Raw genomic sequence first — 13,963 nt, forward strand, 5'->3', positions numbered from 1 at the left:
CCGATACCTCCTCGGTGAGGCAGCTCGCGAGCGACCCTGCCGTCGCCAGGCCGATGGCCTACCTGCGGGCCCAGCGCAACAAGGTTCCGCCCATGTTGTCTCGGACCGCCGACAACCTGTTCTGGACGGCTCGCTATATCGAGCGCGCCGATTTCCTCGCCCGGATCCTCGACGCCACGATGCGGCTGACCTCCGTGCCGGTCAGCTATGGCGCGACCGGTACGGAGTGGGACAGCGCGCTGGCGACGGCGGGCGCGGCGCAGGCCTTCCGCATGCGCTACGACGTCGCCAACGAATACACGGTGCGGGAGTTCCTCGCATTCAGTCCCGATAACCCATCCTCCATCCGCTCCTGTCTTGCGGTGGCACGCGCCAACGCGCGCGCCGTGCGCACCGCGCTGACCGTGGAGATGTGGGAGGCCATCAACGACGCCTGGCACGAGCTGCAGAAGTTCGACAGCAAATCCATGGCGCCGGATGACTTTGCCCGCTTCCTCGACTGGGTGAAGGGGGTCGCCCTCGCGTTCGACGGCTCGGCCTATCGCACCATGCTGCGCAGTGATGCCTATTGGTTCCTGCGCGTCGGTTCGGCGCTGGAGCGCGCCGACAATACGGCACGTATCCTCGACGTGAAGTACCATGTGCTTCTGCCGGAAAGCGAACAGGTCGGCGGCAGCCTCGACTATTTTCAATGGACGACCATCCTGCGCGAGGTGTCCGCGCTCACCTCCTATCGCTGGGTCTATCGGGAGAGCGTGAAGCCGTGGCTCGTCGCGGATCTCCTCATCCTCAACCGTCAGATGCCGCGCTCGCTCATCTACTGCTACGACGCGGTTTCACGCCACGTTGACCTGATGGCGGATTCCTACGGCCGGCGCGGCGCCAGCCAGCGCTTGGCGGGAAGCATGCTGACCAAGCTCAGCAATATGCGGATCGAGGATATCTTCCAGTCCGGCCTGCACGAGTTCATCACGAACTTCCTGGCTGAAAACAACAAGCTCGGCGCGGCGATCGCCGACCAGTACCTGTCGTAACAGATATCTCTGTCGCGACAGAATGGCCTTGGGACGCGGGAGTGTTCCGGAAGGAACGACAGGGGCGGGAGAGTGAGCCGGCAGGTCCTCGACGGCGCGTCGTCCTGTCGTGCCCGCCGGCCTTCACAATGAGGCGCTTCCCATTCTACACTAACGGTGTACGTCTCTCCGCCGCCCGTGACGAAGATCGGCCGAACCGATGCGCATCTCCATCGCTCACGATACGACCTATGCCTATGCCATTCCCGCGCGCGCGGTGGTCCAGATCCTGCGACTGACGCCTCGATCCCATGAAGGCATGCGTGTCATGCGCTGGCGGGTGGAGGTCGATGTCGACGGCCGGCTGCGCCTGGGCGAGGATTCGCTCGGCAATATCACGCATACGCTGTCGCTTGCGGGGCCACTCGCGGGCGTGACGGTGTCCGTGAGCGGCGAGGTCGAGACAGTCGATACCCAGGGCGTCATTCGCGGCACGGTCGAACGGTTCCCGGATGCCGTCTATCTCAGGACAACACCGTTGACGGAGGCCGACGGCGCTATCCGCGACTTTGCCGATGGGCTCCTGGCGGACCACGGACCTGATAGTCTGGCGCTGCTGCACGGGCTGCTGAACGGCATTCATCGCGATATCGCTTTTGACCCGCATCCGACAGAGGTTACCACCACGGCGGCCGAGGCTTTCGCGCTCCGGCGCGGCGTTTGCCAGGACCTGAGCCATGTCTTCATCGCGGCGGCGCGCCATCTCGGTATTCCAGCCCGCTATGTCTCCGGACATTTCATGCGGAATGATGGGGTGACGGTGCAGGACGCCGCCCATGCCTGGGTGGAAGCCAAGATCCCGGATTTGGGCTGGGTCGGCTTCGATCCCGCCAACGGTATCAGCCCGACCGATGCTCATGTGCGCGTCGCGATCGGTCTCGACTATCTTGGCGCCGCCCCCGTGCGTGGCAGCCGCTATGGCGGCGGCGAGGAACGCATGGATGTCAAACTCACTGTGCAGAAGGCCGCCCAATGGCAGGTTCAGGCTTGAAGTGCCTGTCTGATCCAACAAATAAAAAAAGACGGCCTTTGCGGAGTGGATACGCCTGATGACCTATTGCGCTGGTATCCTGGTCCAGGATGGTCTCGTTTTAATCGCCGACACCCGGACGAATGCCGGGTTCGACAACATATCGACATTTCGCAAGCTGCATGTGATCGAGGTTCCTGGCGAGCGGGTGCTTGGCATCGCGACCGCCGGCAATCTCTCCATCTCGCAATCCGTGCTCGGCCTTTTGCGAGAGGGCGTCAACGTCCCCGGCGCCGAGGTCCGCGAGAAGCTGGTCGATGCGCCGACCATGTTCCATGCCGCCCAACTTGTCGGCCATGCCGTTCGGCAGGTGCGTCACGAGATCGGCGAGGCGTTGGGGGAGGCCCAGCTTTCATTCGACGCCGCCTTCCTCTTCGGGGGGCAGATCAAGGATGGGCCTATGACGCTCTACATGGTCTATTCCGCCGGCAATTTTATCGAATGCGGCGTTGATGCACCCTTCCTGCAGATCGGTGAGCACAAATACGGCAAGCCGATCCTTGATCGAGCCATCACTTTCGAAACCGATATCTATGACGCCCTCAAGATCGGACTGATCTCGATGGATTCCACCATGCGCTCGAATCTCGCGGTGGGGCTGCCGATCGATCTTCTGATGATACGCCGGGATGCCCATGTCATTGGCCTGTCGCACCGGATCGAGGCTGGAGAGCCTTATTTCACCGACCTGAGCCAACGCTGGTCCGATGCCCTGAAGGCCGCGCATATGGCGATCCCGCGACCGCCTTATTGAAAAGCCGCCGAGGCTCACATCTGCGCGGAAACCGTACGCCGCAGCGTGAAGTGAGCGAGGACTGCCGCGCCTACGCCGCATATGGCGAAGGCGATGACCAGCGGTCGCGCGGTTCCGTCGAAGAATAGAGAGACGGCTCCGCCTGCGATGGTCGCGAGACCGAACTGAATGCCGCCAAGCATCGACGAGGCGGCACCCGCGCGAGCACCATGGGGTTCCAGCGCGAACACGGCTGACGTCGGATTGAGGCAGCCAAGCCCTCCGAACAGGACCATGGTGATGCCCCAGAACACCGGCAGCGGGGCATTGCCCAACAAGACAAGGGCCGCCAACGCCACGGTGCAGATACACACGGCCAAGGTCGCGGCGCGGATCAGTCGCGGCAACCCGATGCGGCCTACGAGTGTCGCGTTCATCTGGGCGCTGCCCACGAGAGCGCACGCGTTCACAGCAAAGACCACGCTGTAGCCAACCGGCGAAACGCCGTAAACTTCGATGAATGCGAAGGAGGAGCCGGTGAGGTAGGACACCATGATGCCCTGTCCGCAGCCGCAGATCAGGGCTGTGCCGAGAAAGCGCCGGTCCCGCAGCAGGATCCGGTAGGAACCAAGTGCCGCCCGCAGACCCCCGTGTGTGCGGCGCTCTGGGGGGCGCGTCTCGGGAAGCTGCCACCACATGAGCCACAGGCAGATGACACCGCTGGCGGCGATGACGAGGAAAATTCCACGCCAGGATACGAATTGAGTGAGCAAGCTTCCGCCGAGCGGCGCGAGCATCGGCGACACGGATAGCACGAGCATGGTCAGCGAGATCAGCCTGACCGCCTCACGCCCTGTATGGATGTCACGGATGATGGCACGGGCGAGGACCATGCCGGCGCAAGCGCCGATACCCTGGATGAAGCGCAGCGCGATCAGCATCTCGACGGTCTGGGCGAGGGCGCAACCGATCGAAGCGATCACGAACAGCACAAGCCCGGCGTAGATCGGCCTTTTGCGGCCGATCGCGTCCGAGACGGGGCCATAGATCAACTGTCCGAAAACCAGCGCTCCGAAGAAGCTCACCATGCTGAGCTGCACCATCCCGACGTTGGTCGCCAGGGCGTTTGCAATGGCGGGAAAGGCCGGCAGGTACATGTCGATGGCCATCGGACCGATGGTCGACAGGGCTCCGATGATGAAAACGGCGTTCTTGACGGCTGGCGGCGGGGCAGCGCCCTGCGGGCCTGATGACGACGACGGTATGCCAGCGGGGGATAGCTTTCCGGACGCCATGGGAGATTGCTCGCCCCTCGGGGAGGGATCGTTATCATTGCGAAGCAATGGCATGCTCATCGCGCAAACTCACACGGGACGCCGGGACCTTACGTCGCGTAGGCGGGTCTGAGAAAAGGGAATGGTTGAGTGTGCGGCGCGCAGGCGGCCAGCATTGCCCACAGGTTAGCGAAGTTGAATCGACGGAGGAAGGTGGCGGGACGCATGGGAGGAATGCCGTCCAAGCAAGCTCGCCTTGGTAATCGAGCGTTGCCTTGGCAATCAACCATCCAAACATGAAGACGCCCGCCCGCGGGGGAGGCGGGCGGGCTAACTTGCCTCAGGACGAGGGGGCTCGTCCGAAGAGGAAGAGTGCTCGTTGGGGGGATTCAAGCACCGATGACCTAACGGCCCGTGGCCGATTGGGTTCCGTCATTTATTAAAAAAAATGCATTTTCTGAGAATTGGCGGGATCTGGGCTCGCAGGCGTTGCCCGCCATACGTCAGCCTCCGCCTGACCGCGATAAACGAACTCGTTGATTTGACTGCGCTTTTGAAAGCAGCGGACCGCCCCGCCAGCGCCATTCCCCCGCATATCGGGGATCTGTCGCGTTTGCGTCGGATCCAATCCCTTGCCCGCAACTGCGTGAACCCGCGTCTATGGCTCGAGCTCGGTATCCCAGTAGAGGTAGTCCATCCAGCTGTGGTGCAGATAGTTCGGCGGGAAGTGCCGGCCATTGTGGTGAAGGTCATGCACCGTCGGCTGGTAGGGTTGCTGGGCTGGCCACATCTCCGCGTGCCGGGGCAAGAGGTCGCCCTTGCGCAGGTTACACGGCGCGCAGGCTGTAACGACGTTCTCCCAGGTGGTTTGGCCGCCCTTGGAGCGTGGGATCACGTGATCGAAGGTGAGGTCGTCGCGGGATTGGCAATATTGGCAGGTGAACCTATCACGCAGAAAAACGTTGAACCGCGTGAAAGCCGGCTGCCGTGAAGCCTGGATGTAGGTTTTCAGCGAAACGACGGATGGCAGCCTTATTTCGAAAGTGGGGCTGCGAACCGTGGTTTCATATTCAGACACGATGTTTACGCGGTCGAGGAAGACCGCCTTTATCGCATCCTGCCAGTTCCATAGGGACAAGGGATAGTAGCTCAATGGCCGATAGTCGGCATTGAGGACAAGGGCCGGACAACCTTCCGGCGACATTGGATGGGGGACGTGTATCGTCACCGCACCGCCTCCGAGGCGAATCGCTCATTGCGAGAACTAAGCCTGCGGACGTTAGTTTAAGAGCTGTGTCGCTAATGTGAAAGATGCCAAACGCAAACGAGCCGCGAGGAGGACTCACGGCTGCGTTCGCAGGCTTCAGAATGAGGTGTGTGGGTAAGGCGCCTCAGCGCGTCGGTGTCGGCTTTTCGCCCCTGTAGTCATAGAAGCCGCGGCGGGTTTTGCGCCCAAGCCAGCCCGCCTCGACATATTTCACCAGGAGCGGGCAGGGCCGGTATTTGGAATCGGCGAGTCCATCGTGCAGCACCTGCATGATGGCGAGGCAGGTGTCGAGGCCGATGAAATCGGCGAGCTGCAATGGTCCCATGGGGTGGTTGGCGCCGAGACGCATGGCCGTGTCGATCGATTCCACGGACCCGACGCCCTCATAGAGGGTGTAGATCGCCTCATTGATCATCGGCAGGAGGATACGGTTGACGATGAAGGCGGGGAAGTCTTCCGCCAGCGTTGCCGTCTTGCCCAGCCGCGCGACGAAGGCCTGCGTGGCTTTGAAGGTCGGATCCTCGGTCGCGATACCGCGGATGATCTCCACGAGCTGCATCACGGGCACGGGATTCATGAAGTGGATGCCGATGAAGCGCTCGGGACGATCTGTCGCAGCGGCGAGGCGCGTCACCGAGATCGATGACGTGTTCGTGCCGATGATCGCATCGGATTTGAGCGCCGGGCACAGGTCCACGAAGATCTTGCGCTTTACCGTTTCGTTCTCGGTAGCAGCCTCGATGACCAGGTCGCAGTCGCCCAAGGCATCGAATGTGAGCGCGGGCTTGATGCGAGCCTCCGCGGCCTGTCGGTCGTCTTCGCTCAGATGGCTCTTGCTCACCTGGCGCTGCAAGCCGCCGCTGATGGTGGCGAGGCCGGCGTTCACGCGCTCTTCGCTGAGGTCGTTGAGGGCAACGTCGTATCCCGCGATGGCGCACACCTGCGCGATGCCGCTGCCCATCTGGCCGGCACCAATGACGCCAACCTTGCGAATATCGATCGTCATATGCCCACCTCGTATGCCTCTGCGATCATGATGTTCGGCGAACCCGGCCGCATCAATGCCGTGGGCGCCTGCTCGTTCGATGATGATGCCGCGCTGGCAACAATCCAGCGCGGCATTATCGCATTTACCCGGTCCGACCCATTTCGCCGTGGTTGTCCACGACGAACTCTGCGCAGGTCCGATCCTACCGGCCATTCTTGTCCGCGCGGTGTCATAAGCTCCTTTAAGCCCAGGACAACGCCGGAAACTCTTCTACTTCCCCGCTTTACCGAGTTCCTCTGCGAGTTCGGGGACGAGGGTGAAGAGGTCGCCGACGAGGCCGTAGTCGGCGACCTGGAAGATGGGCGCCTCCTCGTCCTTGTTGATGGCGACGATGACCTTTGAGTCCTTCATGCCAGCCAGATGCTGGATGGCGCCGGAGATGCCCACCGCCACATAGAGATCCGGCGCCACGACCTTGCCGGTCTGGCCGACCTGCCAGTCGTTCGGCGCGTAGCCGGCATCAACCGCCGCGCGCGAGGCGCCGATCGCCGCGCCGAGCTTGTCCGCCAGCGGCTCGATGACCTTGGTGAAGTTCTCCGAGGAGCCGAGCGCCCGGCCACCCGACACGATGATCTTCGCCGAACCAAGCTCGGGCCGGTCGCTGGTCGCCACCTGCTCGCCCTTGAAGGCCGACAGCGCCGGATCCGCCGCCGCGCCAGCGCTCTCGACCGGCGCCGCAGCGCCGCCCTCCTTCGCCGCCGCGAAGGTCGCCGTGCGCACCGTCAGCACGATCTTCGGCTCCGCCGTCTCAACCGTCTCGATGGCGTTGCCGGCATAGATCGGGTGCTCGAAGCTCTTCGGCCCCAGCACCTTCGTCACGTCCGAGATCTGCGCCACGTCGAGGAGTGCCGCCACCCGCGGCAGCACGTTCTTGCCCGAGGTGGAGGCCGCCGCGACGATCGCGTCATAGCCCCCCGCCAGGCTCACGATGAGGTCGGCCAGGGGCTCGGCCAGGTCATGGGCATAGACTGGCGCCTCGACGAGCAGCACCTTCTCCACGCCCTCGAGCTTCGCCGCGGCTTCGGCGGCGGCCCGCGCGCCTTCACCGGCAACCAGCACATGCACCGGAGCGCCCAGTTCCCGCGCCGCCGTGAGGGCGCGGACCGTGCCGTCCTTCACGCCGGCATCGTCATGGTCGGCGACAAGCAATGTCGTCATGGTCAGAGCACTCCCGCCTCGTTCTTCAGCTTGCCGACGAGCTCGGCCACCGAGCCGACCTTCACGCCCGCCTTGCGGCCCGCCGGCTCGCTCGTCTTGACGACCGTCACCCGCGGCGTCACGTCGACGCCAAGCGCCTCCGGCGTCGTCTCGTCGAGCGGCTTCTTCTTCGCCTTCATGATGTTCGGCAGCGAGGCATAGCGCGGCTCGTTCAGCCTGAGATCCGTCGTCACGATCGCCGGCAGCTTCAGGCCGACCGTCTGCAGGCCGCCGTCGACCTCACGGGTCACATCGACCGTGCCCTCGCCGATCTCGACCTTGGAGGCGAAGGTGCCCTGCGCCCAGCCGAGCAGCGCCGCCAGCATCTGGCCCGTCTGGTTGGCATCGTCGTCGATCGCCTGCTTGCCGAGAATGACGAGGCCGGGCTCTTCCTGGGCGACGATCGCCTTGAGAAGCTTCGCCACCGCCAACGGCTCGACGCGGCCGTCCGCCTTGACGAGAATGCCGCGGTCCGCCCCCATCGCCAGCGCCGTGCGGATCGTCTCCGCCGCCTGCGCCGGCCCGATCGACACCGCGACCACCTCGCTCGCCTTCCCCGCTTCCTTCAACCGCAGCGCTTCCTCGACCGCGATCTCGTCGAACGGGTTCATCGACATCTTCACATTCGCCAGATCAACGCCAGACCCGTCGCCCTTGACCCGGATCTTCACGTTGTAGTCCACCACTCGCTTCACTGGCACAAGGATCTTCATCGAGCTTATTCTCCTCCGCGGGCACCGCTCGTCCGCCCATATCCCGTCCCCCTTATCGACCAAGGGTCGCGGGGGCAAGACCGAGAATGCCGACGGGTATCTCGCGGGTATTCGCAGCGATCATTCAAGTCCACCGCAGGCGCCCCGCTCCGCCGGACATGTCCGCTGGCGCGAAAGGCCCCAGGGAAGGACGATAGTCCAAGGCGACGCCTCGTTATCATAGCCAGCGCGAGAACGGCGCTGATCTAAGGATAGGAGGCACGAAAGCGCGCGGATAACGGTTGCGACCGTAAGGCATTCAGACGCAGGCGACCCTAGCGAGGCGTATTCGGACTTGTCAACGTCATGGCTCCCCGGCGGGGGTCAAACATCGCCCGTCAGTTGTGGACCATCGCCTGCACCCAAGAGGGGTTGGTTTTTGCGACGCAGGATGATGACGAGGATGATACCGGCGGCAAACCCGCCGACATGCGCGACCCAGCCCACGGAGTCATCGGCGTTGATCCAGATTTGCGCGATCTGGATCAGAAGCCAGAAGCCGATCGCCCAATATGCCCTGAGGTGCAGAGGGATGCGGAAGAAGAACAATCCCCATACGCGCACGCGCGGATGAAGAATGAGATAGGCCGAGATGACGCCCGAGACTGCCCCCGACGCCCCGACCAGCGGTCGTTCGGAGTCGGGCACGGAAAAGGCGTAGGCCAGACCACTCGCGGCGCCGCACAGCGCAAAGAACAGGAGGAAGCGAAAATGCCCCAGGGCATCCTCCACGTTGTCCCCGAAAACGAACAGGAACAACATGTTGCCCAGGAGGTGCAGGAAGCCGACGTGCAGAAACAGGCTGGTGACAGGGGTCGCGTAGACCGGCACCAGGGACAGCTCTTCGGGTAACACCACATCGCCGAAAAACACAGCCGGTATGAGCCCGAAGGCAGCCGTTATCGACGTTTCAGGCATGGGCAGCCTGTCGAGTGCCACCACGCCGTATATCAGCGTCGAGACGATCAGGATCGCGTATGTCACATAGGGTACGCGGATATTGCGCATCGGCACGCCGTCATAAAGGGGAACGAACATGGGGCCCCTCCTGTCAGCGGTTCTGGCCGGGTACCCACAGCACGTCGCCGGGCCCTGCATGGTTGATAAAGCGCGCGGCGACGAAAAGAAGGTCCGACAGGCGATTTATATACATCATCGCTTCACCGGAGACGATCTCCCCCGGCGTATCGGCCAGGGCGACGACAAGCCGCTCGGCGCGTCGGCAAATCGTGCGGGCCACATGCAGATGGGCTGCTGCGGGAGCGCCGCCGGGCAATACAAAGGAGCGGAGCGCCGGCAGATCAGCATTCAACCGGTCGATGTCTTCTTCCAGCCGGGACACCTGGCCCGCCGTAACGCGTAGCGCCATGCCATCGCTTTCCGGCTGCCCGTCCTCGGGAGGTGTAGCGAGGTCTGCGCCGAGATCGAAGAGATCGTTCTGGATGTTAGCCAGAATTACATCCAGCTCCGGCGGTAGCGCGGCGAGCCGCACGATACCAATCGCGGCGTTGGTCTCATCGACGGTCCCGTAGGCGTCCACGCGCAGATCATGCTTGCGGCGGCGCGGGCCGCGCGCGAGGCCAGTCGATCCGTCGTCACCGGTTTTTGTATAAATGCGATTGAGCCGGACCATGCTTCACAATCATGCGGTGGAGAGACGAATCGGCGCAACCGCGCCGCTCATCCAAAACGCGCATAACTTGCCGCAACAAGCAAGGCGGCTGGAACCTCCGCCCGCCACGATCACGACCGCTGATCAGAAGCTATAGGCGACGCGCGCCCCGACGTTGGTCAAACCCCGGTTCTGGTCGCAAAGGCCGGCGTTCGAAAGATGTTCGACTGTCGCCATGACGCTCCAGTGTTCATCAAACCGCCAACCGATGGACGCTGATTCGCGGAAGAGCGGTGAACAGCCCAGGGCAACGCGATTCGGCCCCACATTGTCACCCGACTTGCCGTTGTGGATCGCGCCGCCGACGCTCGCCTCGACGAAAAGCTGGGATGTGATCGGCACAGTCCAGGTGAAGCCGGCATATGCGAAGCTGGTGGCGCCCGCGGTATTGGCGCTGCCGCCAATATGGAAACGTGGAATGAAGAGGTCGAGCGTCGCGTTGTCGGCCTGGAACAGCTTGCCGGTCAACAGTTCGCCCGTGATGTTCACGGACCCGTCTTCCGGGCTCCACGGATCCTGGGCGCTCACGCCGAAGCGGACTTCGGACAGGAAACGAGGCTGGAGAATCGATGCCGGCGGCGGAGTTGACGTCGTGATTTCCGTCTGCTTCGCCGGGAGGTCAGCGGCAAGGCTGGAGGAGATGGCTGGGCCGCAAAAGGCCGCTGCGATCATAAGCGCCAATAGAAATCGCATGCTTTGATTCCGGGAGACGAATTGCAACCATTTGTAGCAATCACGTACCCTCATCACCAGCAGCCGAACAGGAAATGTAAAGATTTCGTGAAAGGCGTGGCCGGACGGCAACTCTTTCCTAGGATGGCTAAGCTTCCCGAAGCAGAGACCTTAGTATCAGGCGCGGCGGGAGCTTTCCTTATGGTGCTCTCGCGCGGCAGCTCAGCTGCCGCGCATCCAGACGATGCCCATGATAACGAGGACCGCCACGAGCTGCAGCAGGACGCGCAGCTGCATGAGCTTCTGTGATCGCTCGCCGCTACCGCCGCGCATCATGTTGGTCAGGCCGAGCACGAGCACGACGGCGACCGCGCCGAGTGCGATAGGGACCGCGAAGGCCATGAGTTCGTCCTTTCACCGGCCGACGTCACCATGCGTCCGCCCGCCGTTCTGGCAATTCAGTCTTGCCACCCGGCCGGCGGCATGCGGCGCCAGCATCTCTTTCGCGTCAACGTCTACTGATTTCGCAGAAGACGCTCCAGATAGTCGAGCTCGTCCTGGGGACGCAACTGGTCGCCGAGGCGCCGGCGCAACTCATCGAGAATGCGCCGGGCACGCACCGTGGCCGATTCCTCAGCGGTGGGGATGCGGACGCGACCATCCGACCAATCCCGGTTGCGCGTTGGGCGGCCGAGCGGATCCTCGTCGCGCTGGCCGTTCGGCCCCGTGCGGCCAGGTTGGCCGTTGCCAGCCTGCTCGTTGCCCTGGCCTTCGCCCTCCTGCTGCATTTGCTGGGCAAGGCCCTGGGCACCGCGTTGCAGTGCCTCCAGGGCGTCGCCCTGCGAATCAAGGGCGCTGCCGGTCTCGCCCTGTCCGAGCTGGCCTTCGGCGTCGCGCATCGCGCCTTCGGCGCTGTCGAGGCCCTCTTCGCCCTGCATGCCGAGGCCTTTGAGCTGCCGCCTCATGGCCTCGAGACGTTCCCGCAAGGCCTGTTGTCGCTGGGCGAGCTCCTCGCCGGACATCCCCTCCTGGCCCTGGCCTTCCTGACCGTTCTGGCCTCGCTGCCCCATCTGGCCCTGCTGGCCGCGTTGTCCCTGTTGCCGCTGGCCCTGCTGGTTGCGTCCGCGCTGGCGCTGGTTCATTTCGGAGCCATCGCTGCCGTCCTGACGGAAGGTGTCGTCGCGAAGCGCCTGCTGGTCGCGAATCATCTGATCGAGCTCGTTCAGCGAGCGCTGCATTTCCCGGCTCATCGGATCATTCCCGGCCTGACGCGAGCCCTGCAGGTTCTCCAGAATATCGCGCATCTGGTCGAGCAGGTTCTGGGCATCGGCCATCGCCCCCTGGCGAGCCATCTGCTCCATCCGGTCGAGCATGCGGTTCAGGTCATCCTGGGTGATGGTGCGGGAGGGTTGCTGGCGTTGTTGCCCCGGTGATTGCTGGCCTTGTTGCTGCTGGCGCATCTGCTGCTGCGCGAACTCGTTGAGGAACCGGTTGAGGGCCTGGCGAAGCTCCTGCGTGAGCCGCGCGATCTCTTCCGGGCTCGCGCCGCGCTCGAGCGCCTGCCGCAGGGCTTCCTGGGCGGCGCGCAGATCCCGTTCAGCCTGGGAGAGGTCGCCGTCCTCAATCTGCAACGCCATCGTCCACAGGAATTCCGCGACCTCGAGCAGGTCCTCGTCGCTCTTGGCGCCGGCGAGCCGCTTATCGGCCAAAGACAGGCCGAGGAACTGGCTGTCGGACGGTGTGAAATCCTCCGGCGCGATCATCAGGGCCTGGAGCGCGGTGCGAACCCGCCGCGCATCGTCCGGCGCCATGATCAGGTTGCGCCGCTGCTCCACGAGCGCCCGCGCCAGAGGTTTCGTGAACGGCCGCTGGGGCAATGTCACCATCACGGATGAACTGCGCCCCTCCTGTCCGGCCTCATCCTTGGCGACAAGCGTCATCTTGAGACGCGCCCCGGCCCAGGCGTGCGAGGACAGGTCGGCAACCGTCTCCGTATCCTGGTCGGCGGCGGGATCCGCCGGGAGAGCCAGCGGCACGTTCGGCGGTGGGACGAGAGAGCGGGTGGCATTGCCGTTTTCCCGTTCGAAGACCGCCTCGGCGGAGGCGATGCCATAGTCATCGCTGACGCGGTAGCGCAGGGTCAGACTTCCCCGCCGCGTATTCTCCGGCTCGCCTGAGAGACGGATTTGCGGCGCGCGGTCGGGGATCGCGGCGATCGTCAGCGACCGCGTGCCGGCGGGCCCCTCGAGCGTCAGTCGCGTGCTGCCCGTCAGGGTGAAGCGGTGTTCCTCGATGCCGGGCGCCGGCGTCGCGGCAACGGGCAGGGCGTCGAGCCCGGGGCCAGGCGAGAGCTTGATCCCGCCTTGACCTGCAAAACGCAGAACGAGCGTGCTCTTGACGGGCACGCGAATATCGAGAGGCGCGTCTGAATTGCGCGCGAAATCCAGCATCAACGGCGGAACGCGCGTGTAGAGCGGCGGGTCGATCCAGCCGTCGATGCGGAAAGCCGGCCCGGCTGCGGGTGCGTTACGCCAGTCGAAAGCCAGCATGAGCCGCGAGGTGACCTCGGGGCCGGCGATGAAAGCGGCGGCGATCAGCGCGAGAAGCGGGATGGCACGCAACGCGTGGCGGTCGCGGTTGGCCATTCCGGGGGACGGAGCGGCCACCCTCAGCTTTTCGAGCGCCGCCCGAGCGCGCTGCCGGTGCACCTCCCACAGCGCGACCGTGGCCGGATCGCCCTGGCCCATGGCCAGCGTATCGTCAAATGTACTGGCTGGCCGGTTGGCGACCGGCGCATCGCGATCGAGCCGGTTCAGCGCGGCGGCGCGTGACGGCCATGATACCCGCACCAGGGGCCACAGCGACGCCGCGAAGGCCACGACGAGGATGCCGACACCAATGATGCGATATTGGGCTGGGACGAGTGTCCACAGGCCGAGCCAAGAGACCACGAGAAAAGCAGCCACGATGGCGGCCGGCCACCACAAGGCGGGCCACACACGTTCCCACGCCAAGGCAAGCCGTGATCGGACGATCAGCCGCTCAAGGCGCGTGGCGTCGTGATCCGGGCCCCGAGCCCGGTCAGCTCTGGCACGCGAAATGGGCGGTGGAGCGTCCTGCATCCGGATCTCCTGACGCGTCGACCGGATCTCACCGTCCGGTCGCGACAGCTGGTGGCCGACCAATGCCGGCGACCCCATGGTTCCCCAAGGCTATAAGGTAGCACGTCAGCGTCAGATAAAAAG

13 protein-coding genes are annotated in these 13,963 nt (G+C 64.1%); 3 read left to right on the forward strand and 10 right to left on the reverse strand.

Annotation, left to right across the window (positions count from 1 at the left end):
- The first annotated feature begins 92 nt into the window (after positions 1 to 92).
- The 3 genes from KIO74_RS20635 (at position 93) to KIO74_RS20645 (ending at position 2,857) form a co-directional block, all read left to right on the forward strand.
- Entirely contained in the window at positions 93 to 1,034 is a 942-nt protein-coding gene (locus tag KIO74_RS20635) for an alpha-E domain-containing protein (RefSeq protein ID WP_213336051.1), read from the forward strand.
- A gap of 199 nt (positions 1,035 to 1,233) precedes the next feature.
- Positions 1,234 to 2,064 carry a transglutaminase family protein gene (locus KIO74_RS20640; protein ID WP_213333695.1) on the forward strand — a complete coding sequence of 277 codons (831 nt, stop codon included), beginning with the start codon at positions 1,234 to 1,236 and terminating at the stop codon, positions 2,062 to 2,064.
- A 58-nt stretch (positions 2,065 to 2,122) separates the two neighbouring features.
- The gene (locus KIO74_RS20645) at positions 2,123 to 2,857 is read left to right on the forward strand and encodes a proteasome-type protease (RefSeq protein ID WP_213333696.1); all 735 of its coding nucleotides are present in this window, start codon (positions 2,123 to 2,125) and stop codon (positions 2,855 to 2,857) included.
- Between the two features lie 14 nt (positions 2,858 to 2,871).
- Here KIO74_RS20645 and KIO74_RS20650 read toward each other — a convergent pair whose 3' ends face one another.
- The 10 genes from KIO74_RS20650 to KIO74_RS20695 form a co-directional block, all read right to left on the reverse strand.
- Positions 2,872 to 4,131, reverse strand: a complete 1,260-nt coding sequence (locus KIO74_RS20650) for a multidrug effflux MFS transporter (protein ID WP_213333697.1) — start codon at positions 4,129 to 4,131, stop codon at positions 2,872 to 2,874.
- A gap of 637 nt (positions 4,132 to 4,768) precedes the next feature.
- Positions 4,769 to 5,314 carry an HNH endonuclease gene (locus KIO74_RS20655; protein WP_213336065.1) on the reverse strand — a complete coding sequence of 182 codons (546 nt, stop codon included), beginning with the start codon at positions 5,312 to 5,314 and terminating at the stop codon, positions 4,769 to 4,771.
- Between the two features lie 187 nt (positions 5,315 to 5,501).
- Positions 5,502 to 6,383, reverse strand: a complete 882-nt coding sequence (locus tag KIO74_RS20660) for a 3-hydroxybutyryl-CoA dehydrogenase (RefSeq protein ID WP_213333698.1) — start codon at positions 6,381 to 6,383, stop codon at positions 5,502 to 5,504.
- 252 nt (positions 6,384 to 6,635) lie between these two features.
- Entirely contained in the window at positions 6,636 to 7,583 is a 948-nt protein-coding gene (locus KIO74_RS20665) for an electron transfer flavoprotein subunit alpha/FixB family protein (RefSeq protein ID WP_213333699.1), read from the reverse strand.
- Positions 7,584 to 7,585: 2 nt separating this feature from the next.
- Positions 7,586 to 8,335, reverse strand: coding sequence for an electron transfer flavoprotein subunit beta/FixA family protein (locus KIO74_RS20670; protein WP_213333700.1), 750 nt, complete (start codon positions 8,333 to 8,335; stop codon positions 7,586 to 7,588).
- Positions 8,336 to 8,698: 363 nt separating this feature from the next.
- Positions 8,699 to 9,412, reverse strand: coding sequence for a rhomboid family intramembrane serine protease (locus KIO74_RS20675; protein ID WP_213333701.1), 714 nt, complete (start codon positions 9,410 to 9,412; stop codon positions 8,699 to 8,701).
- A 13-nt stretch (positions 9,413 to 9,425) separates the two neighbouring features.
- Positions 9,426 to 10,007 (reverse strand): cob(I)yrinic acid a,c-diamide adenosyltransferase, encoded by a 582-nt coding sequence (locus tag KIO74_RS20680; RefSeq protein WP_213333702.1) that lies wholly within the window; start codon positions 10,005 to 10,007, stop codon positions 9,426 to 9,428.
- Between the two features lie 123 nt (positions 10,008 to 10,130).
- Positions 10,131 to 10,739, reverse strand: coding sequence for an acyloxyacyl hydrolase (locus KIO74_RS20685; protein ID WP_213333703.1), 609 nt, complete (start codon positions 10,737 to 10,739; stop codon positions 10,131 to 10,133).
- Positions 10,740 to 10,940: 201 nt separating this feature from the next.
- Positions 10,941 to 11,120, reverse strand: a complete 180-nt coding sequence (locus KIO74_RS20690; RefSeq protein ID WP_213333704.1) for a twin transmembrane helix small protein — start codon at positions 11,118 to 11,120, stop codon at positions 10,941 to 10,943.
- Positions 11,121 to 11,233: 113 nt separating this feature from the next.
- Positions 11,234 to 13,840 carry a TIGR02302 family protein gene (locus KIO74_RS20695; RefSeq protein WP_213333705.1) on the reverse strand — a complete coding sequence of 869 codons (2,607 nt, stop codon included), beginning with the start codon at positions 13,838 to 13,840 and terminating at the stop codon, positions 11,234 to 11,236.
- Positions 13,841 to 13,963: the final 123 nt, after the last annotated feature.

It is taken from the genome of Chelatococcus sp. HY11, assembly GCF_018398335.1.
Taxonomy (GTDB): domain Bacteria; phylum Pseudomonadota; class Alphaproteobacteria; order Rhizobiales; family Beijerinckiaceae; genus Chelatococcus.